16 protein-coding genes, 2 pseudogenes and 1 riboswitch are annotated in these 20,389 nt (G+C 31.3%); of the genes and pseudogenes, 5 read left to right on the forward strand and 13 right to left on the reverse strand.

What is annotated here, in order from left to right; translation table 11 throughout:
• Positions 1–61: 61 nt before the first annotated feature.
• Positions 62–1,048: a lipoate--protein ligase gene (locus tag HMPREF3058_RS10115; protein ID WP_002446122.1), complete on the reverse strand. Its 987-nt coding sequence runs from the start codon at positions 1,046–1,048 to the stop codon at positions 62–64.
• A 204-nt stretch (positions 1,049–1,252) separates the two neighbouring features.
• Here HMPREF3058_RS10115 and HMPREF3058_RS10120 point away from each other — a divergent pair, with 204 nt between their 5' ends.
• Together HMPREF3058_RS10120 and HMPREF3058_RS10125 are read left to right on the forward strand one after the other, a co-directional pair.
• Positions 1,253–1,438, forward strand: a complete 186-nt coding sequence (locus HMPREF3058_RS10120; protein WP_001829339.1) for a YkvS family protein — start codon at positions 1,253–1,255, stop codon at positions 1,436–1,438.
• 5 nt (positions 1,439–1,443) lie between these two features.
• Positions 1,444–2,046, forward strand: a complete 603-nt coding sequence (locus HMPREF3058_RS10125) for a CPBP family glutamic-type intramembrane protease (RefSeq protein WP_001829312.1) — start codon at positions 1,444–1,446, stop codon at positions 2,044–2,046.
• 101 nt (positions 2,047–2,147) lie between these two features.
• On the opposite strand, the gene HMPREF3058_RS10130 is transcribed toward HMPREF3058_RS10125, so the two are convergent.
• The 7 genes from HMPREF3058_RS10130 to HMPREF3058_RS10160 form a co-directional block, all read right to left on the reverse strand.
• Entirely contained in the window at positions 2,148–3,653 is a 1,506-nt protein-coding gene (locus HMPREF3058_RS10130; RefSeq protein WP_002491638.1) for a bifunctional metallophosphatase/5'-nucleotidase, read from the reverse strand.
• Between the two features lie 138 nt (positions 3,654–3,791).
• On the reverse strand, positions 3,792–5,150 hold the full coding sequence (locus tag HMPREF3058_RS10135; protein ID WP_002491651.1) for a TrkH family potassium uptake protein: 1,359 nt from the start codon (positions 5,148–5,150) through the stop codon (positions 3,792–3,794).
• A gap of 17 nt (positions 5,151–5,167) precedes the next feature.
• Positions 5,168–6,988 (reverse strand): S1C family serine protease, encoded by a 1,821-nt coding sequence (locus HMPREF3058_RS10140; protein WP_002499276.1) that lies wholly within the window; start codon positions 6,986–6,988, stop codon positions 5,168–5,170.
• Between the two features lie 207 nt (positions 6,989–7,195).
• Positions 7,196–8,002 carry a TerC family protein gene (locus tag HMPREF3058_RS10145; protein WP_002446118.1) on the reverse strand — a complete coding sequence of 269 codons (807 nt, stop codon included), beginning with the start codon at positions 8,000–8,002 and terminating at the stop codon, positions 7,196–7,198.
• Positions 8,003–8,073: 71 nt separating this feature from the next.
• A riboswitch (yybP-ykoY riboswitch) is annotated at positions 8,074–8,197 on the reverse strand.
• Between the two features lie 113 nt (positions 8,198–8,310).
• On the reverse strand, positions 8,311–9,873 hold the full coding sequence (locus tag HMPREF3058_RS10150) for a peptide chain release factor 3 (protein WP_002487197.1): 1,563 nt from the start codon (positions 9,871–9,873) through the stop codon (positions 8,311–8,313).
• Between the two features lie 3 nt (positions 9,874–9,876).
• Complete coding sequence (locus tag HMPREF3058_RS10155; protein WP_002499277.1) at positions 9,877–10,122, reverse strand: YueH family protein; 246 nt, start codon at positions 10,120–10,122, stop codon at positions 9,877–9,879.
• Positions 10,112–11,596: a UDP-N-acetylmuramoyl-L-alanyl-D-glutamate--L-lysine ligase gene (locus tag HMPREF3058_RS10160; RefSeq protein ID WP_002491661.1), complete on the reverse strand. Its 1,485-nt coding sequence runs from the start codon at positions 11,594–11,596 to the stop codon at positions 10,112–10,114. The genes HMPREF3058_RS10155 and HMPREF3058_RS10160 overlap by 11 nt, the downstream gene beginning before the upstream one ends.
• Positions 11,597–12,115: 519 nt before the next feature.
• Between HMPREF3058_RS10160 and HMPREF3058_RS10165 the strand changes: the two genes are divergently transcribed.
• Positions 12,116–13,291 carry a diglucosyl diacylglycerol synthase gene (locus tag HMPREF3058_RS10165; RefSeq protein WP_002475762.1) on the forward strand — a complete coding sequence of 392 codons (1,176 nt, stop codon included), beginning with the start codon at positions 12,116–12,118 and terminating at the stop codon, positions 13,289–13,291.
• Positions 13,269–14,462, forward strand: a complete 1,194-nt coding sequence (ltaA, locus tag HMPREF3058_RS10170) for a lipoteichoic acid biosynthesis MFS flippase LtaA (RefSeq protein ID WP_002490070.1) — start codon at positions 13,269–13,271, stop codon at positions 14,460–14,462. Before HMPREF3058_RS10165 ends, ltaA begins: the two co-directional genes overlap by 23 nt.
• Positions 14,463–14,725: 263 nt before the next feature.
• Here ltaA and HMPREF3058_RS10175 read toward each other — a convergent pair whose 3' ends face one another.
• Positions 14,726–15,235 (reverse strand): YjcG family protein, encoded by a 510-nt coding sequence (locus tag HMPREF3058_RS10175; RefSeq protein WP_002491608.1) that lies wholly within the window; start codon positions 15,233–15,235, stop codon positions 14,726–14,728.
• A 153-nt stretch (positions 15,236–15,388) separates the two neighbouring features.
• Positions 15,389–16,144, reverse strand: a complete 756-nt coding sequence (locus HMPREF3058_RS10180) for an esterase family protein (protein WP_002491663.1) — start codon at positions 16,142–16,144, stop codon at positions 15,389–15,391.
• A 224-nt stretch (positions 16,145–16,368) separates the two neighbouring features.
• Between HMPREF3058_RS10180 and cozEa the strand changes: the two genes are divergently transcribed.
• Positions 16,369–17,454, forward strand: coding sequence for a lipoteichoic acid biosynthesis protein CozEa (gene cozEa, locus HMPREF3058_RS10185; RefSeq protein ID WP_002457139.1), 1,086 nt, complete (start codon positions 16,369–16,371; stop codon positions 17,452–17,454).
• 397 nt (positions 17,455–17,851) lie between these two features.
• Here the strand turns inward: cozEa and fabI are convergent, their stop codons facing one another.
• The 3 genes and pseudogenes from fabI to HMPREF3058_RS10200 form a co-directional block, all read right to left on the reverse strand.
• Positions 17,852–18,622: an enoyl-ACP reductase FabI gene (fabI, locus tag HMPREF3058_RS10190; RefSeq protein WP_002439142.1), complete on the reverse strand. Its 771-nt coding sequence runs from the start codon at positions 18,620–18,622 to the stop codon at positions 17,852–17,854.
• 228 nt (positions 18,623–18,850) lie between these two features.
• Positions 18,851–19,150 (reverse strand): annotated as a pseudogene (locus tag HMPREF3058_RS10195) (DUF4176 domain-containing protein).
• A 1-nt stretch (position 19,151) separates the two neighbouring features.
• Positions 19,152–19,783, reverse strand: a pseudogene (locus HMPREF3058_RS10200) (DUF443 family protein).
• Between the last annotated feature and the right edge of the window lie 606 nt (positions 19,784–20,389).

A 20,389-nucleotide genomic window follows, 5' to 3' on the forward strand; every position in this document is an offset into this window, starting at 1 on the left:
TCATCATAAAAGGTCTATTCCCTACTTTAAAACAAGTTGAGAATAGACCTTTTTATCATACTTAGGACATCAATCTTATAATTTCATACTTATCTATATCCCCAAAGTAGTGATAGAAATCATAATTTTGAAGTGCCTCTTCTATATGTTCAAAATCATGTAAGCAACCTACTAACGCATGTTCAAGTTCAGTTACATCACCTTCGCCGAAGAAATCTCCAAATAGTTTTGCCCGTTCAATTCTTCCTTTTTTTACATCTAATTTTATTTGAATAAAACCTTTCTCAAATTTCTCTTCACGCTCAATATTATATTTTGGATTGCTGCCATAATTCCATTCCCACGTACGATACTTCTCATTACTTAATTGCTTAATATTCTTCCAATCTTCTTCTGTTAGTACATATTCTTCAACTTCATTTTCACCAAAAATAGTTTTAAGAATAATTTGTTTGAATTCTTCTATATCTATTGGCTGTTCTAGAAATTCTTCAATATTGGCAACTCTTTTTCTAACAGATTTAACGCCTTTAGATTTAATTTTAGCTGGATTCACTTTTAATGCATTTTGAACTTCATTTAAATCACAATTTAGCATTAATGTACCGTGACTAAACATTCTATTTTTTACTTTAACCATAGCATTTCCAGATATTTTAGCTTGCCCTACTTGTATATCATTCCGTCCAGTCATTTCAGCATTAACTCCCATTGATTGTAAGGCCTGTACAATGGGCATCGTAAACTTTTTAAAATTATGAAAGCTATGACCATCATCATCTGTGATAAAGCTAAAATTTAAGTTTCCAGTATCATGATAGACAGCCCCACCTCCAGAAATACGTCTTACTACATCAATTTGATGTTTATCAATATACGATTGGTTAACTTCTTCAATTGTATTTTGATTCTTTCCAACAATAATTGAAGGTCTGTTAATATAAAATAAAAAATAACTTTCTTCAGAAGGTAAATTTTTAAGAACATACTCTTCCATTGCTAAATTGATGGAAGGATCATTAATATTATTGTTGCTAATAAATTTCATAACATTCTCTCCTTAAATAAGTCTCTCTATATGCCCTTACCCTAGTTATGAATGATTTATAAGAAAAATTCCACTCTTTTACTCATTTATGAATGATATTTTATAATTTTCTTTTAGTTCACTTCTTTTTCATAGAAATTAGTTTATTTGTCAAGTAAATTTTAGTACAATATAATCTAGCTATGATTTAAGGGAGGACTCGTAATGACTGTTGCAGAAGTAGGTAATATAGTAGAATTTTATGACGGTTTAAGAGGCCGTGTCGAGAAGATTAATGATAACTCTGTTATTGTAGATTTAACTATTATGGATAATTTTAATGAATTAGATTTACCGGAAAAGACAGTTATCAATCATAAGCGATACAAAATCGTTGATCAAGAAGGTTAATTAAAATGAAAAATGTTTCTAAAGCTTTGATTTGGTTTGTTATAAGCTTCATCATCTTTCACGCCATATTATTTGTGATGTGGGGAGAACATCAGGAATACTGGTATTTATATACTGGCATTATGTTAATAGCTGGAATAAGTTATGTTTTTTACCAAAGAGACATTGCATCTAAACGATTATTAACTTCCATAGGCATGGGTATAATAACGAGTGTCGCACTCATTATTATACAATTGATTTTTTCACTTATTTCATCAGAATTATCATACGCATCTTTAATCAAAGAATTATCACGAACGGGTGTCTACTTTAAATGGCAAATGCTCGTTACTTTATTATTTGTGATACCTTGTCATGAACTATATATGAGAACTGTTTTACAAAAGGAATTAATAAAATATAACTTACCGAAATGGGCTAGCATTTTAATTGTTGCAATATGTTCAAGTTCATTATTTATATACTTAGATAATTGGTGGATTGTATTCTTTATTTTTGTAGCTCAATTCATTTTATCTCTTAGCTATGAATATACGAGACGTATTGCTACGACTACAATTGGTCAAATTGTGGCTATCATTTTATTATTGATATTCCACGGATAAAAAAGCATTTCTTAGACTCATGAATTTGAGCTAAGAAATGCTTTTTTAAATTAATTAAAGAAAAAGTGACACATACACCGTTATAAATAGTACGAGGAAGATTAATAAACTTTAAAATTATGATTTAATTTCACAGAATACGTGTCACATTTTAAATTTTTTCTAATCAATCCACCCATCGTTTCCGAATATGTGTCGTGAACGATAGCTTCTTGTAAATACATTTTGTAGTTTCTATAACAATAATCAGTCATTGTTATTCTATACGAATCATCTTCATTTAGACCATTTAATTTCACTCTATTAAACGGTGATTGTGACATGTCTATACAATAATCAAACCCTTGCCAAACTGTAAATAACGTTTCATCTATCATTGTCATACTTAATTGTCGCTTATTAAAATCAATATGCGCATAACTGTATTCAAGTATATCTTTGATATTTTTACCTTTGACAGTGATATCTATAGGTTTATCTGGATGAGGATATGCATCGTATATATCTCTATTTCTTATAGTTCCTTTTAACCCTTCTTCACCATTCTTAGGTATATGCACACAAGAAATATCGTAATTATAGGCTAATCGAATTGCATCATGTAATAACTGAGTAAAAGGATGCGGCTTACAAATAATATCTTCAATACATTGAACTGTTAAGCCATTGTTTTTGTTTGAAACAACTGAATTTGCCCAGTGTTTAACTGCCTTACGGTCATAATATGTTTCTTTCAATAATTGTTCATCTTCATGGTAATCATTTAAGTCTATAACTTTTGAATCGATGTGCTCAATTTCATAAGAAGTTGTCCGTTTCTTAAATTTAATTGAAAGATGTACTAATTCCTCAGCATTTTGACCCGCTTGAACATATATAGTTTCATGATCTTTTCCAACAACTGTTTGATGTTGATGAGCGGTAATAATTACATCAATAACACCAAGTTCTTCCATAATTTTTTCAGCTTCATTTACATTTTTTTCATTTCTTTTATTGGTACTACTTATTTTATTTAACCCACCATGATAAATAACAATAAGGAAGTCTGGCTCTTCAACTTCATGTATGTATCTAATCCAACGTTTAGCTGAAATCAAAGTCTTCTCAATACAGACATCTTCTTCCATTTCTGCGTACTCGTTCTTCATTAATCCATCTGAGGTTAAACCTACGATAGCAATTTTCAAATCTGAATACATTTTGATTGTATAAGGCGTAGAAAAATATGGCTCTCTAGTAACAGTATACTCTATATTTGCTGATAGCCAGGGAAACCTTGAGAGTGCAACTGAACGTGTCAAAAAAGATAATCCAAATTTAAATTCATTAGGGCTAATTCCACTAGCATCATACTGCATTGCATTCATCAACTTAATCATAGGATGACGTTTATATGGTGCTACAACGGCGTAATAGAATGCTGCAAGTGATCCCGCCAAACTTCCCCCACTATCTAGTAATATGACATTTTCATTATTTTTTCGAGCTTCATTAACATAAGTACCAGCTCGATAAATATTTGAGCCATAGTCACCATTTAAGAAGTGACTATGCATATCAGAAGTTGCAATCACATCAACTATTTTATTTTCATTTTTTTCCATAGAGCCACTCCTCTCCTTAAATTTAGTGTAACATGTACCATTCATTAAATGTTATAAAACTATTATCGCATTGATATCATTCCAAATAAAAAAACTATTAGCAAAGGTGTATGTATGCCTTTGCTAATAGTGTAATGATTATCCAATTTGTATACGTTCTTTAGGATAGCTATATTTTTCGGGTTCTTTACGTCCAGCTAACATAATGATGAATGAAATGAGGCCTACACGACCTATAAACATTAATATCATTAATACAACCTTGGTAATGTCGTTGATATCGCTTGTCACACCTAAGCTTAAACCACATGTACCAAACGCAGACATTACTTCAAAGAAAATTTGTAGAAAGGACAACTTGCCTTGTTCAGTGGCAGATATAATAATCATGCTAATAAATGTAATTAATGACGCCATAGTAAATACGGCAAATGATCTTTGTACATCCATAATATGTACTTCTCTGTTAAAAATTTTAATACCTGTTTTGTCACCAGTATTATTAAAGTTAATAACAAACAAAATTAAAATAGCAAATGTTGTTGTTCTAATTCCGCCTCCTACAGAACTAGGAGATGACCCTATAAACATCAATAATCCCATTAAAATATTTGTTGCGTCGCTAAAATGTGACACATCTATCGTTTGCAAACCTGCACTTCTGGTCGTTGATGATTGGAACAATGCATAAAATAGTGATTGATGCCAACTCAATCCTTTAAATGCATTGCTATGTTCTAATATTAATACAACAATAACGCCGAATAAAAATAAGAATAAGTACGTTGTTGTCGTTATTTTTGTGAATAATGAGAATCTAAAATTAGTTACTCGATTCTTAATATAAGCTTTTAACTCCAATAAAACTGGAAAGCCTATAGATCCTAACACAATTAAGAACATTACTATCGTTTGTACAAAATAGTCTTTTGCATAGGGAACTAAAGATTCACCAGTAATATCAAGACCACCGTTAGTCGTAGCAGATACTGACACAAAAACGCCTTGCATTAATGCGTTTTTTAAATCAGGATTATCCCGATAAAAGTAAAACGCGAGTAAGAGTGCACCTATAAACTCAATAATAAAAATTGTTCTTACAATTTCTAAAATTATTTTAACCGTTCCACTCATAGTATCTCTATTATTATCTAACATAATGAGTTGTCGCTCTCTAATTCCAATATGTTTGCCTAAAACAACCCAAAGCATGGTTCCAATAGCCATAACACCTATACCACCGATGTTCAAAATAATAAGTATGATAATTTGACCAAAGGTTGAATATGTGTCGACTATAGTAATTGGTGATAATCCCGTAACACTAATACCTGATACAGCTACAAAAAGTGTATCAATCGGATTAACCTCAACCCCTTGCTTATGGACATATGGCAAATTTAATAATAAAAATGCAACGACTATGGCAAATAGATAATAGAGTATAATCCCTTGTTGAGGGCTAGATTTTTTAAGCAGCTGACTTAAAACTGACATGATTTTCACCTCAACATTTATTTCAATTTGATTTTAATATTTTTCTCCGCACCATTTCGATAAATTTTAGCAGTGATTGTTTTCTGATCATCATAATGACTGTATATGACTTGTCTATATCGTAAGTTATCTTCAATCTTCTTACCATCTAATTCTACTATTACATCACCTTTTTTTAAACCTGACTTGTCTCCTAAACCATTTTCTTTCACTTCACCGATTAATACACCATGATTCACTTTAGTTGGTAAGTTGATTGCATTACGTTCAGAATCGTCAAGATCACCAACATTTTTGATTTTGATTTCAGTATTTGGATAGTTCACTTTACCTTTATGCTCTAATTCTTTCGCAATCTTACGTACATCATTAATAGGTATCGCAAAAGCCATTCCTTCTACATTATGCATATCAATTTTTAAAGAAACTATACCTATGAGTCTACCATCTCTATCGACTACAGCACCACCTGAATTTCCCGGGTTCACAGGCGCATCAATTTGAAAAGCTTTCATCAGAGCATCATAGTTATCATTTTTATCAATGTCAACAGGTACATGACGATTGAGTCCAGACACAATACCTTGAGAAACACTTCCTTTAAAGTCTGTGCCTAGAGGATTTCCTATAACTAAAATAGGTTCAGCCAATTTAATATTATTAGAATCCCCCATAGTCATTGGTTTAATATTTTCGTCAGCAACTTTAGCTTTTACAACTGCTAAATCAGACCATTTATCTTTACCAATCACCTTACCTGTCACAGATTTATCATTACCATATGTTACTTTTTGTTTTTCTTGATTACCAACGACGTGTGCATTAGTAAAAATATAAATAGAGTCGCCCACTTTTTTGTAGACGACACCTGAACCTATCTCATTATCAGATTCATTTTTGTTATCAGACACAGTCGTGTCATTAGACAAATCATTCTCGACTGTTACAACTGACTTAACAGAGTTTTTAGCAATTTTCATCGCTGTTGTTTCATCTTTAGTTGTACCGTTAAATGCACTATCATTTGTATGATCATTTTTATTAACTGTAGTGAATATGGCATTTAATATTAAAAGTAATACTATAATACCTATAATAATTAACATTTTAGGCCAGTGTTCTTTAAAGAAAGCTATTACTAATTGTTTAAATTCATTAATTTTTTTAATATTTTCGGCTCTGCTACCTTGTTCGCCTTCTTTTTTAAGAAATTGCGCTTGGTGAGTATTATCGTTGTCTTTATCTTCTGGTTGTGAATAGCTATGTTTTGAAGAATATGGTTGTGTACCTCTTGAATCTTGCTCTGTATGATTAGAATTTACACCTAACATGGAGTCCTTTGAAGTCAATTTAGTATGTTGTTTACTTTCGTTTCCAGAAGTATTATCATGCTCTTTTATTGACTTATTTTCTGAGGATTCAATTACTTTATTATGATATTGATTTTCCTTTGATTGATTATCATTCAACTGTTTTGACTTACTTTGATGCGGTAACGTGGAGGTGTCACTTAAAACTCGAACATCATGTAAACTTTCTTCTCCAATTTTATTATCGTCGTCTTTTGATTTACTCATTTGATTATTTTGTTTATAACTTTTATCATCACGTTGTTGATGAATTTCCTCTTGAGTCAGTTTTTCTATTCTTGCTTTTCTCAAATTATCTTTAACACGTTCCTCATTAACTTTAGTTTGATGCTGTTCTCTTTTAGCTTGATTCTCCTTCTCTATTTTCTCGCGTCTAATGCGCTCTTCTCGCTCTTCGTTATGAAAGTACTCACGTCTTTTACGGCGATATTGACTGCGTGGTATGACTTGTTTTTTATCGTTATCCACTAGAAGACCACTCCTATAGTTTCTTTAACTCATTCTTTATCTGTTAAATTTAAGTTATTTTAATACTATATATCATCATTTTAAATTCGTTTATAAACTAAAGTTTAATATTTTAACTATAAAACTGCAATGTTCTAATAAAAATTAAAATAAAAAGAACCTCCACTTAATTTATTATTAAGCAAAGGTTCTAGCGTATCAATCAAATTATTTTTGGTTACCTTTTTTCTTGTTGCCAATTGCTGAAGTTAACCATCCTATTAATACTAAGCCAACTAATACTACCCAGAAGATTGTTTGCCATAAAGCACTATGTGGAAATGCTTCTGGTAAAACGCCAATATCAGGATGTGCAAGTACCATTACAACAAGTTTAATACCTACCCAACCTACAATTGCAAACGCAGCACCTTCTAGTCCTGGATATTTATTCAACAATTCTACAAACCAAGTTGCTGCAAATCTCATCAGGATGACACCTATCATTCCACCGAGGAACATAACAATAAATTGACCTAAATCCATACCACCAAAATGTATGCCAACTTTTGGTAATGTAACGGCTATGGCTAATGCGGCAAGCATCGAATCAATTGCAAACGCGATATCGGCGAATTCAACTTTAAATACTGTTCCCCAAAAAGATTTAGGGCCTACTTCTTTTTCGTTGCCTGTTTCATCGAAGTGATGTTCGTCTCCTGTTTCTTTATGATGTTTTTCATTTGACTGATGGAAAAATTGCCATAAATTTTTAATAGACATATAGATTAAGTAAACAGCACCAGCTGCTTGAATCCACCAGAAGTTTGCAATAATACTTATTAAGAATAAAGCAATAAATCTAAAAATAAATGCACCTAATAGGCCATAAAAAAGTGCTTTTTTTCGTTGTTTAGGTGGTAGGTGTTTAACCATTACCGCCATTACAATTGCATTATCAGCTGCTAATAATCCTTCTAAAAATACAAGTACTAAAAGTACCCATAAATAAGGTAAAATCAAACTCGGATCCATTGTGGACAACTCCTTTTAGTTTAAATACAAATAAAGAGACCTATGCTAATTAAATAGCAAAGGTCTCACTTAGCAATAGTTTTGCCCACTTTACCGGAAGACTTATCTTCGTAATGACGATAAAGTGTTGAATAGTTATTAGCAGTTTAAATGCATTGAATAACTATTCTCAAGTTACTCCCCTCTGACAGTTTTGTCATAGGTATTTATTTGTTATTTTCAGTATACATACTATGACACTGCATAGCAATATAAACATTTTTCATATACTACGGTGTGCCCGAAAAGTGATAAGTTTAAACATTTAATTATAATAAGCTATACAGTTTAATATCAGAGAATTTTTCTTCAAACCAACGCGTTGCAAATTCATTTTCAAATAGGAATACATAATTGTCGTATCTATCTTTTACTAAAATTGATCTAGAGGTATTCATATTATCTTTAATATCTTCTTCATTTTCAATCCAACGCGCAATTTTACGTCCGACTGGTTCCATAACCACATCTACATTATATTCATTATTCATACGGTGTTCAAAAACCTCAAATTGTAATTGACCCACAGCACCTAAGATAATTTGATTAGTGTGCAACGTTTTATAATATTGAATTGCACCTTCTTGAACAAGCTGTTCAATTCCTTTATGAAAATGCTTTTGTTTCATTACATTTTTGGCAGAAACCTTCATAAATATTTCTGGAGTAAATTGTGGTAACTCTTGGAAGCTATATTTCTGCTTACCGCCAACTAAGGTATCACCTATTTGATAGTTACCTGTATCATACAAACCAATAATATCGCCTGCTACAGCACGATTAACAGTTTCTTTATCATCAGCCATAAATGATGTGGAACGAGTTATTTTTTGTTTTTTATTTGTTCTTTGTAAGGTTACATCCATTCCTCTTTCAAACGCACCACTTACCACGCGCATAAATGCAATTCTGTCACGATGCTTCGGATCCATATTGGCTTGGATTTTAAAGATAAACCCAGAAAAATCTGTGTCGAATGGACTAACATCAACCTCTTCTTTAGTTTGTCTCGCATTAGGCATTGGTGCATGATCAACGTATGCATTTAAGAAATTTTGTACGCCGAAGTTTGCTAATGCCGACCCAAAGAAAACAGGTGTTAATTCACCGTTCAGTAACGCTTCATTATCAAATGCTTCACCCGCTTCATCGACAAGCATCATTTCTTCAATTGCTTGTTCAAATGCACTATCATTTTTTATCGCGTGTTCTTCTTTAAGTTCGTAATCTTCGTTTAAATGTAATAAATTTTCTTCATCTCTAAATGGTTCAATCGTTTTAGAGTGTCTATCAATAATACCAAAGAAATTTTGTCCCATACCAACAGGCCAATTCATTGGATAAGTGTCAATATTAAGTGTTTCTTCTATTTCATCAAGTAATTCAAATGGCTCTTTCCCTACTCTATCCAATTTATTGATGAATGTAAAAATAGGAATACCTCGCATTTTACAAACTTTAAATAATTTTAATGTTTGTGGTTCTATACCTTTAGCACAGTCAATAACCATAACCGCACTATCTACTGCCATTAATGTACGATACGTATCCTCTGAAAAATCTTCATGTCCCGGCGTATCTAAAATATTTATCTTATAATCATCATAATCAAATTGCATTACAGAGCTTGTAACTGAGATACCACGTTCTTGTTCTACCTTCATCCAATCACTTGTTGCAAATTTACCCGTCTTTTTCCCTTTAACTGTCCCAGCTTCACGAATCGCTCCACTGAAATACAACAATTTTTCAGTTAAAGTGGTTTTACCAGCATCAGGGTGTGAAATGATGGCAAATGTCTTTCTTGACTCTATTTCTTCTTTTAAATTCATTTATCATTCTCCTTTGGATTCATTTCTAATCAAATCAGTTATATTACGTGCTAATGTATCTGCTTCAACTTCAGTCAACAAATTGAATAATTGCATCACTAATTCTTCATATAGTTGATCTGTATCTAACTCTTTGGATAATTCAATGGACCAAAAAAGTTCTGGAATAGCTAACATGATTGAATCATTAGACTGATGGTGATATACGTTCATCATCATTCCATGAAACTGAAGTGATTTAATCTTCAACAGGTCCACCACCAAATTTTTGATATGCTGCTTTTAAACCAATTAAGTCATCGCGATGTGGGACTTTAACATGACCAGGCATAATTTGATAAGGCTCTCTACCTTTTGAGGCCAAAACAACTGTATCTCCTGGTTCAGCAATATCAATCGCGTGTCTAATACCTTCTGCACGGTCATCAAACTCTATATAATTCTCATGCGTTGCGCCTTTAGCTAATTCAGCTGTCAACATTTTAGGGTCATCGTTAGCAGGATTATCTGGAGTAAAAATAACATAATCTGCTCGACATGCTACTCTCCCCATCTCAGGTGTTTTCGTTAAATCTCTTTCCCCAGCCATACCTACTAAAAAGATCAGCTTTTGTTTAACAAATGGTTGTACAGCATCAATCAGTTTATTCATACCATCTGCAGTATGTGCATAATCTATAATCAAATCTATAGGAAGTGATGGGTCAAGTACTTCTAAGCGACCCTCTACAGGTTCAAGTTCAGTAACAGCATTAATAATTTCATTTAAATTTGTTCCCTTACTCCAAACCGCAATCATAGCAGCCATAATATTTGAAATGTTAAATCTACCTACATAAGGAGATCTAACTGGAAAACTTCCAAAAGGAGTACAAAATTCAAATTCTACACCTTGCAAAGATTCTTTAATGTTTTTAGCCATAAATTGCGCTTCGTGTGTAATACCATATGTAAATACTTCATAGGGGGTCACACTTGCTAAATAATCGGAGAAGTCATCATCATTATTTAATACAACATATTTTTCTTTAGACAAATCTTCACCAAGCTGGCTAAATAATAACGATTTAGCATGTCCATAAGCTTCCATAGTTCCATGAAAGTCTAAATGATCTTGAGTCAAATTTGAAAAGATAGCAACGTCAAATTCTACACCTCTAAGTCGACCTAAGGCCAATCCATGACTAGAAACTTCCATCGTCATTGCTTCTGCATTGGCATCAACTGCTTCTTTAATCTTTTTTGTTAATGCTACTGTTTCTGGTGTTGTATTCGCACCTTTTGTTTTTGTTTCATTAACTTGAAATCCATTCGTACCTAGATATGCACTATTTTTATTCAATTTTCTATAAATTAAATGAATCATAGTTGCAATCGATGTCTTACCGTTCGTCCCCGTAACACCATATGTCGTCAGTTGGTGACTTGGAAACTCATATAATTCATGTGCCAATAGACTTGCAACACGTAAAGTGTCTGGAACAACAACTTGCGTCACATTACCTTTAAGTTTGAGTTCTCTATTGACAACAACAATACTACAACCTTGATCTACTACATTTTGACAAAACTTATGACTATCTACCGTATATCCTTTAGATGCTACAAATAGACTTCCCTCTTTAGCTGTACGTGAGTCAGTGGTAATATCGTCCACCTGTATATCTAATGTACCAATTACATTTTTTACTCTAATTTTTTTGAACAACGCACTTGCATTCAAAATGTATCGCTCCTTTTTTTACAATAAGTCTATTATACACGTTTTATTATCGTTGATAAATTTATAATTATAAGTCTTATTAATTTATTTTTAATCATAATTGACGTAATATATCCGAATCACGTTCTATTAGATAGTGATAAAATCATTCATTAAAGACTGTTAAGGTAGTGTTAAAATATACTTAAAATTTTGTTGCGCTCACCTTTAAATAATTCATTCCATATTTTAATAATGCTAAGATATACATGTATTAACATAATATATAGCAAATACTAAGATTTTTTGAAGATAATACTAAAATCATGCAGAATGTGTTCAAATTTAGTTTCGTTATCTTGCAACCATACTTAATAAATAATGAACACTTTATAAAGCAATTTATGACAAAGCATTGTATTGCACGCCGTATTTATAGTATTTAAATACAATAAATGGTACACTTCTTTTCCTTTTACAATGTATGAAAATACGTTACAATTATTATAAATTTTAAAAATTAACGGAGGGTGGCTATAAATGGTTACTCAAAATAAAAAGATATTGATTATTACTGGATCATTTGGTAACGGTCATATGCAAGTCACGCAAAGTATTGTCAACCAATTGAATGAGATGAATCTCAATCATTTATCAGTCATTCAACATGATTTGTTTATGGAAGCTCATCCAATTATGACTTCTATATGTAAGAAATGGTATATCAATAGCTTTAAATATTTTAGAAATACATATAAACGATTTTATTATAGTCGCCCTAATGAGCTCGATAAATGTTTTTATAAATATTATGGATTAAATAAACTCATCAACTTACTTATTAAAGAAAAGCCTGATCTCATATTATTAACATTTCCAACACCTGTGATGTCAGTGTTGACCGAACAATTTAATATAAATATCCCTATTGCGACAGTTATGACAGATTATCGCATGCATAAAAATTGGATTACACCCTATTCACAAAGATATTATGTAGCAACAAAAGATACTAAAGATGATTTCATTGAAGCTGGTGTTCCTGCTTCATATATTAAAGTGACAGGCATTCCTATTGCTGATAAATTTGAAGAATCTATTGATAAAGAAGAATGGTTATCGCAACAACATTTAGATCCTTCCAAACCTACTATATTAATGTCAGCAGGTGCATTTGGCGTTTCAAAAGGCTTTGACTATATGATTAATAATATTTTAGAAAAAAGTCCAAATTCGCAAGTAGTCATGATTTGTGGACGTAGTAAAGAACTTAAACGTTCATTAAAAGCTAAGTTCAAAGATAATCCAAGTGTAAAAATATTAGGCTATACAAATCACATGAATGAGTGGATGGCATCAAGCCAACTAATGATTACCAAACCTGGTGGTATCACAATTTCCGAAGGACTTAGTCGTTGTATTCCTATGATTTTTTTAAACCCTGCACCTGGTCAAGAACTTGAAAATGCATATTACTTTGAAAGTAAAGGATTTGGAAAAATAGCAGATACTCCAAATGAGGCAATTGATATTGTTTCTGACTTAACAAATAACGAAGAGACTTTAAAGGTTATGTCATCTAAGATGCTAGAATCAAAGGTAGGGTATTCTACTAGAAAGATTTGTAAAGATTTATTAGATTTAATAGGTCACTCATCTCAACCTGATGAAATCTATGGAAAGGTTCCTTTGTATGCAAGATTCTTCGTCAAGTAATTACTCAAGTAACAGAAACTTTGTTATGATGTTGGTAATTCTGTTTCTGATGGAATTTGCAAGAGGTATGTACATATTAAGTTATATAAACTTTTTACCTACAGTGACCTCTATCGCAATAGCAATCACATCATTTGCTTTTTCCATTCACTTTATCGCAGATGCTGCAACAAATTTTGTCATCGGCTTTTTACTTAAAAAGTTTGGTTCAAAATTAGTACTTACATCTGGATTCTTACTTGCTTTTATAAGCTTGTTTTTAGTGATATGGTTCCCGGCATCACCATTCATAATTATTTTCAGTGCTATTATGTTAGGAATTGCTGTGAGTCCGATTTGGGTTATTATGCTATCTAGTGTAGATGAAAGAAACCGCGGCAAACAAATGGGTTATGTATACTTTTCATGGTTGCTAGGTTTATTGGTAGGTATGGTTATCATGAACTTACTTATTAAATTCCATCCTACTCGTTTTGCATTTTTGATGGCCTTGGTTGTGCTTATTGCCTGGATTCTATACTATTTTGTTAATATCAACTTAACAAATTACAATACTAAACCTGTGAAAGCACAATTAAAACAAATTGTAGATGTTACACAACGTCATCTTATTCTATTTCCAGGTATCTTGTTACAAGGAGCAGCTATAGCAGCACTTGTACCTATTCTCCCAAAATATGCAACGCAAGTTGTGAAAGTATCAACCGTTGAATATACAATAGCAATCATTATTGGTGGCATAGGGTGTGCTTTCTCTATGTTATTTTTATCAAAAATCATCGATAATAATAGCAAAGGTTTTATGTATGGAGTTATTTTTAGTGGCTTTATACTATATACAATTCTTATATTCGGGCTATCTACAATTACAAATATATATATAGTTTGGACCATAGGGCTGTTTATTGGGCTTATGTATGGTATCCTCTTACCGGCTTGGAATACCTTTATGGCTGGTCATATTAATCCTAACGAACAGGAAGAAACGTGGGGCGTGTTCAACAGTGTTCAAGGCTTCGGTTCAATGATAGGTCCACTAGTCGGAGGTCTAATTACTCAATTTACTAATAATTTAAATAATACTTTTTACTTTTCAGCGATGATTTTTCTTGCACTTGCAGTATTTTACGGATATTACTTTATTAAAACAAACAGAAGGGTTAAACCTTAAAATCTATAAATCGTTTATATAAAGATGAGTTGTATATATTAATGAAACGTCATTGATATGCAGTTGAAATATGAATATTCAATATAAAACGTACATTAATCTTTTTGAATGATTAACTATACAATATAATTATGTTTCATATAAAAACGCCAAATCCCACTGAAACACAATAGGATTTGGCGTTTTTAGTTGATTTTAGCGCTCTTCTTGTATTTAACAATATGATTCTGTAAATTCAATTTCACTTTACAATTTTGGATTTCTTATCCCAATGTAAAAGTTTCAATAATAATCCATTTGTCTTCTTCTTCACTATATTGAAGTAACGATAGTTCTTCGATCATTTCTCTATGGTCTACCCCTGCTAATTTTACTTGACCATATATATCTTCAAACTCTTGACTTGTTAGACCTTGGGCAATTGTAAAATGAGGTACAAAAGGATGTTCAGCAGTACCGTAAAAATCTTCTGTATTAAATTGATTAAATAATTGCTCTAATGGTTCTGTTTTAGCAACTTTGAAGTATATAACATTACTGATTGGAGCAAAATTAGATGCCTTTGTAGCATGTACTTCTACTGGTTTTATACTAGAAATTCGATTTTTCACTTCATCTTTAATTAAATTAAAATCATGATCATCGATTTCAAATTGAGGTTTAATCGTGATATGAGGCATTATTTGAGCATAATGATTGTCATATCGCTTGCGGTAAGCATTCACCTCATCTTGAAATGACTTTGACGGAACCAATGCTAATCCTAAAATCATTTAAATTCCTCCTTTGTTTAACTTATTCCTATTATATCAAAACTTTTTGAAAACCGTTACTTTTATCATGAAAACAATTACATTTCTGAAATTAATAGATTTATCGTATTCAATAACCATTCGCTAACATACTATTTTATTTATATTACTTTATTAAACATATTTTCCATTTATTTGATTACTTAGAAATTTCAAGAGAATATCTCCTAGCAGTGGTTTCCATGATTTCCAATGATGTCCACCCTTAAATTCTTTATAGAAATATTCAGTATTACCTTCTTTAATCAGTTGGTTCAATTCGCGGTTAGGTGTTAAAAAGTTAGCTCTTTTACCATTAGTTGGTAAAATAAAATCTTCTTCTTCTAAACCAATGGCATGCCATATCGTCAATTGATCTTTATTCATACATGTATCAAATTTTTGCTTAATATTTTCATTATACATTGGGCTCAATAACGCAACTTGACTAAATATAGTTGGATAAGTCATTGCAGTCATCAAAGCGATACTTCCTGCTAAACTATCTCCAATAAGTAACCTTGTATTACCTACTTTATAAGTTGGAAATGTCGCATCGATATAAGGAAGAATTTCTTTTCCCATTGCTTTAATGGTTAAATTAGAACGACGTCCTGAAGGATGAAATTCTTCCCTACGTTTTTCAACATCTTCGTAATGGAATCCTACTATAATTGCACGTTGTATTGATTGCTCTTCACGTAACTGTTCATATATACGTTGTATTCTACCAAATCTAAAAAAATCTAAACCATCAAAGCAAAAAATCAACTGATATTTAAATAAGTTTGTATAATCCTCAGGTAAATAAACCGATAATGTTACATCCCTATTTAAAATATCACTATGTATTATTTTTTTATTAATCTTACCTACTTTAAACTCCGACATAAACCGATGCTCCCTTGTAATGTTAATACTATTGTATCAATACTTATAATACTTTTAAATTTATAGCAAGCTCGTATACAAATTAATTTCATACTAGTTTTTTCATTTTATTAAAAATACAGTGCATTCAGTTATATTGTAAAAGTATTTACTCTTTTTAATGACTGAGTTTTGATATATACTTATTGAGTATGAAAAAGAATAAAATAGGAGGATCACAATCTATGTTCAATAAGGTTTGGTTTAGAACAGGAATATTTTTTATTATGCTGTTCATACTCATCAAACTATTTATGGAAGTACATGAAGTATTTGCTCCAATAGCTACTATCATTGGTTCAGTCTTCCTTCCATTTTTAATTAGTGGATTTCTCTTTTACATATGTTTACCTTTTCAAAACATATTAGAAAAGTGGGGCTTTCCACGTTGGGCTAGTATAACAACAATATTCATAGGATTAATAGCTATCATCGCTATTGTGGTATCATTTATAGCACCTATCATTATTTCCAATATTAATAATTTAATTAAACAAACACCATCATTACAAAGAGAAGCCGAACAATTAATTAATTTCTCGTTAAGACAAATGGATAAATTACCAGATGATGTCACACATCGTATTAATAAAGCAGTTAAATCCATGGGAGATGGCGCAACGTCTATTTTATCTAATTCAGTGTCATATATTACGTCTTTCATCTCAACTGTATTTTTATTAATAATGGTACCCTTCTTCCTGATATATATGCTAAAAGATCATGAAAAATTTATCCCAGCAATCGGTAAATTTTTCAAAGGAGAACGTAAAGTTTTTGTTGTAGATTTATTAAAAGACTTAAACTTCACTTTAAAATCATATATTCAAGGTCAAGTGACAGTTAGTATCATATTAGGTATTATTTTATATATAGGTTATACGATTATAGGATTACCATATACGCCTTTATTAGTATTATTCGCCGGCGTAGCTAACTTAATACCATTTTTGGGTCCATGGTTATCTTTTGCACCGGCAGCGATACTAGGTATTATTGATGGTCCTTCAACTTTTATTTGGGTATGTGTCGTAACATTAATCGCACAACAACTTGAAGGTAACGTGATTACTCCTAATGTAATGGGTAAATCATTAAGCATTCACCCATTAACTATTATTGTAGTTATACTTGCAGCTGGAGATTTAGGTGGATTCACACTCATTCTTGTTGCAGTTCCATTATACGCTGTAATCAAAACATTAGTGAGCAACATTTTTAAATATCGTCAACGTATTGTCGATAAAGCAAATAGTAATGTTAAAGATTAATAATAGCTATCATCATAAGATTGAAAATTATACCACCAATTCAAGCCAAGGACATAATTAGATGTCCTTGGTTTTTTTAGACACGAAAGCAATGAAACATGTCCTCTTATAGAGCTCCGTCATTTCTACTGTTTATATGGAATTATGCATTTAATAAAATTTTTAACCTCCGATACATTTCTAACAACAAAATAAATAGTGTCATCTAAAATCGATATTTATACATTAAATATATTATAAATATCAAAGTAGCATTGCGATTGTCACTTTATTTTTTTGAATAATTAAATGTCAAAACGCATTCTTATACACAAAAACAGGGATGATTTTTAATTTCAAATCATCCCTGTGCACCAATTGTGAGATTATACTATCTGATTTTTTAATTTATCAATAATTATTTAATTGCGTGGAATCCACCATCAACGTGGATGTTCTCTCCAGTTACACCACTTGAAAGATCACTTAACAAATACGCAGCCGTCTTACCTACTTCTTCTTGATCAACGTTGCGTTTTAACGGCGCTCTCGCTTCAATTTCTTTAAGAATTGTATTAAATCCACCTACACCTTTAGCACTTAAAGTACGAATTGGCCCTGCAGAAATTGCGTTGACACGAATATTATCTTCACCTAAGTCTAAAGCTAAATATTTAACATTCGCCTCTAAACTTGCTTTAGCTACACCCATAACATTATAGTTTTGAACTGCTGCCTCACCACCAATATAAGTCGTCGCAACAATACTTCCACCTTCAGGCATAAGTTTTTTGGCTTCATGAGCTACGAGTGTAAGTGAATATGAACTGATTTCTTGTGCAAGTAAGAAACCTTCGCGAGATGTTTCTGAAAATCGACCTCGTAAATCTTCCATATTGGCAAATGCGATTGAATGATAAACACCATCTATCTGGCCTACATCTTTTCCGATTTGAGCAAAACCATTAATGATATCTTCATCATTTTGGACATCAATTTCATAGAGATAATGTTCAGATTGATTTAATTGTTCTAATAATTTTTCTAATTCTTTACGACTACGCTCTTTACGATATGTAAATACTAGTTTAGCACCTAATCGATCTAATACTTTAGCGACGCCAAATGCGATACTACGTTTATTCGCAATACCCATAATGACGTAGGTTTTATTTTCTAAATTTAACATGATAGTGACTCCTTAATTTAAATTGATTATTACTACAGGCTGGCTAACTTTATGATTACTAACCCTTTATACCCTTAATAGTTTAACATTTTTAGTACCTGATAATAAAGCAAAATAAAATGACCACAATAATCATATTCATTGTATATTTTTAACGATTTACGAACAAAATTTATTTTATTATAGGTAACTTATGATAATTATAACTTATGTTAAATCAGTCCGTAACTATCTTTTTTGTTGAACAGTCTCACGTTTAATATCTTCATCCAAATTACCCATCATCTCTTTAAATAATTCTTGAAATCTTGTTTCATCTTGATCAGAATAGCCTTCAAATATAACGTTATCAAAATTCTCTTAGTTGAAATAGTATATTTGATCTTCTACAACACCAACTGGGTATTTACTTGCTGAATAATCGAACAAATACTTTTAACCCTCAATTTCTACAATTGGCCCACGATTGATAATCATTAACTTTTGGGAACCTTCTTTTAAATATATAAAGTTTCCTATTGTTTCCACACTATTTCACCTGTCTTCCTATGTTTTTAGTTTTAGCATGTACTTTTCTATCAGAAATCGAAACTATGTTCATAATAGTAAACAGAAACAACGTAACTAACCAACCTATATAACCAAAAATATTTTGATTATCAACAAAAATCATTTGAATAGGAGCAATTGAAAAAATAGGAACATGAAATAACAAAACACCACCAGCACTAAATTTTTAAATGAAGGAATCAACATGACTTTTTGTATACTATTTTTATTAAATGCTGGATGATTCAACTTCTTTCTTATAGATAGACGTAACGCAATCACGGCGATAAACCCGATTAAAAACATTATCGCTACCCATATTCGACTAATATTAATATCCATAAAACCCACAATACTTCTTAATAACACACTGATAGTAACAACAATACCGGCAGCCATCATACCATGACTGTTTTGTCCCACATTATTAAATATATTTAAATTGTTGAACTCTTGATAAGTCAATTCTGTGCATTTAATAGGTATAAACCAGTTCAACATAGGACACAGATATGAATACCAATTTTGTTCTAAATCGACCATTAAATAGCGATTTTCTTTTTGAATGATTTTATATCTAGGATTTTTATAAATTGTGTATACATAATCCATCTTGTTTCACCAACTCCATTTCATTGGATTTGCTAGTTTTTTGATATTGTTGACAGCTTCTCTAACATTTTTTCGACTTATTCTGCTTTATTACTAAAATACCTGGCATTATTTTCAACATTTTTTACAACCACTTGAAAATTATCCTGTAATTTTTTCATAATACAATGCACCTTTTGCTTCTAAAATAAATTCCTTGGTTTTAAAAACAATTATTTTGTAAATTTAATGACCAGTCCAATCAACTTTTTCTCTAGTACCTAATCCTTTTGTTGAATTTACTATGTCAACGCCAACAAATTTTCGCATATTAAATCTAATTTGTTCCTCTTACTAGTTACAATAACGGCTGAAAAGAATCATAAGCTTATCCTTGTGACCCACCCGTTCCACAATTACATGATACTTTTTTGAAGATAATCATATCTACTTGAAATACTTTTTACTATATTTTCAACATCAGAAGAGTAGCTTTTTGATGTAAAAAAAGTATTAAGCAACTGACTAAAAGTGCTTAATACTTTTTGTTATCGAAAAAGCGACGTCAACATAGAAACAAAACTTTTAAACAATTTATTTCTAAGTTATGATACTTATTAAAATACA

The organism is Staphylococcus sp. HMSC068G11 (genome assembly GCF_001815825.1).
GTDB classification, from domain to species: Bacteria; Bacillota; Bacilli; order Staphylococcales; family Staphylococcaceae; genus Staphylococcus; species Staphylococcus epidermidis.

Bases quoted from the DNA above. Each gene is read 5' to 3' on its own strand.
- HMPREF3058_RS10120 (WP_001829339.1), top strand. From the start codon at position 1,253: ATGACTGTTGCAGAAGTAGGTAATATAGTAGAATTTTATGACGGTTTA.
- HMPREF3058_RS10145 (WP_002446118.1), bottom strand. From the start codon at position 8,002: ATGGATCCGAGTTTGATTTTACCTTATTTATGGGTACTTTTAGTACTT.
- HMPREF3058_RS10130 (WP_002491638.1), bottom strand. From the start codon at position 3,653: ATGGAAAAAAATGAAAATAAAATAGTTGATGTGATTGCAACTTCTGAT.
- HMPREF3058_RS10175 (WP_002491608.1), bottom strand. From the start codon at position 15,235: ATGATTTTAGGATTAGCATTGGTTCCGTCAAAGTCATTTCAAGATGAG.
- HMPREF3058_RS10150 (WP_002487197.1), bottom strand. From the start codon at position 9,873: ATGAATTTAAAAGAAGAAATAGAGTCAAGAAAGACATTTGCCATCATT.
- HMPREF3058_RS10115 (WP_002446122.1), bottom strand. From the start codon at position 1,048: ATGAAATTTATTAGCAACAATAATATTAATGATCCTTCCATCAATTTA.
- cozEa (WP_002457139.1), top strand. From the start codon at position 16,369: ATGTTCAATAAGGTTTGGTTTAGAACAGGAATATTTTTTATTATGCTG.
- fabI (WP_002439142.1), bottom strand. From the start codon at position 18,622: ATGTTAAATTTAGAAAATAAAACCTACGTCATTATGGGTATTGCGAAT.
- HMPREF3058_RS10165 (WP_002475762.1), top strand. From the start codon at position 12,116: ATGGTTACTCAAAATAAAAAGATATTGATTATTACTGGATCATTTGGT.
- HMPREF3058_RS10135 (WP_002491651.1), bottom strand. From the start codon at position 5,150: ATGTCAGTTTTAAGTCAGCTGCTTAAAAAATCTAGCCCTCAACAAGGG.
- HMPREF3058_RS10180 (WP_002491663.1), bottom strand. From the start codon at position 16,144: ATGTCGGAGTTTAAAGTAGGTAAGATTAATAAAAAAATAATACATAGT.
- ltaA (WP_002490070.1), top strand. From the start codon at position 13,269: ATGCAAGATTCTTCGTCAAGTAATTACTCAAGTAACAGAAACTTTGTT.
- HMPREF3058_RS10125 (WP_001829312.1), top strand. From the start codon at position 1,444: ATGAAAAATGTTTCTAAAGCTTTGATTTGGTTTGTTATAAGCTTCATC.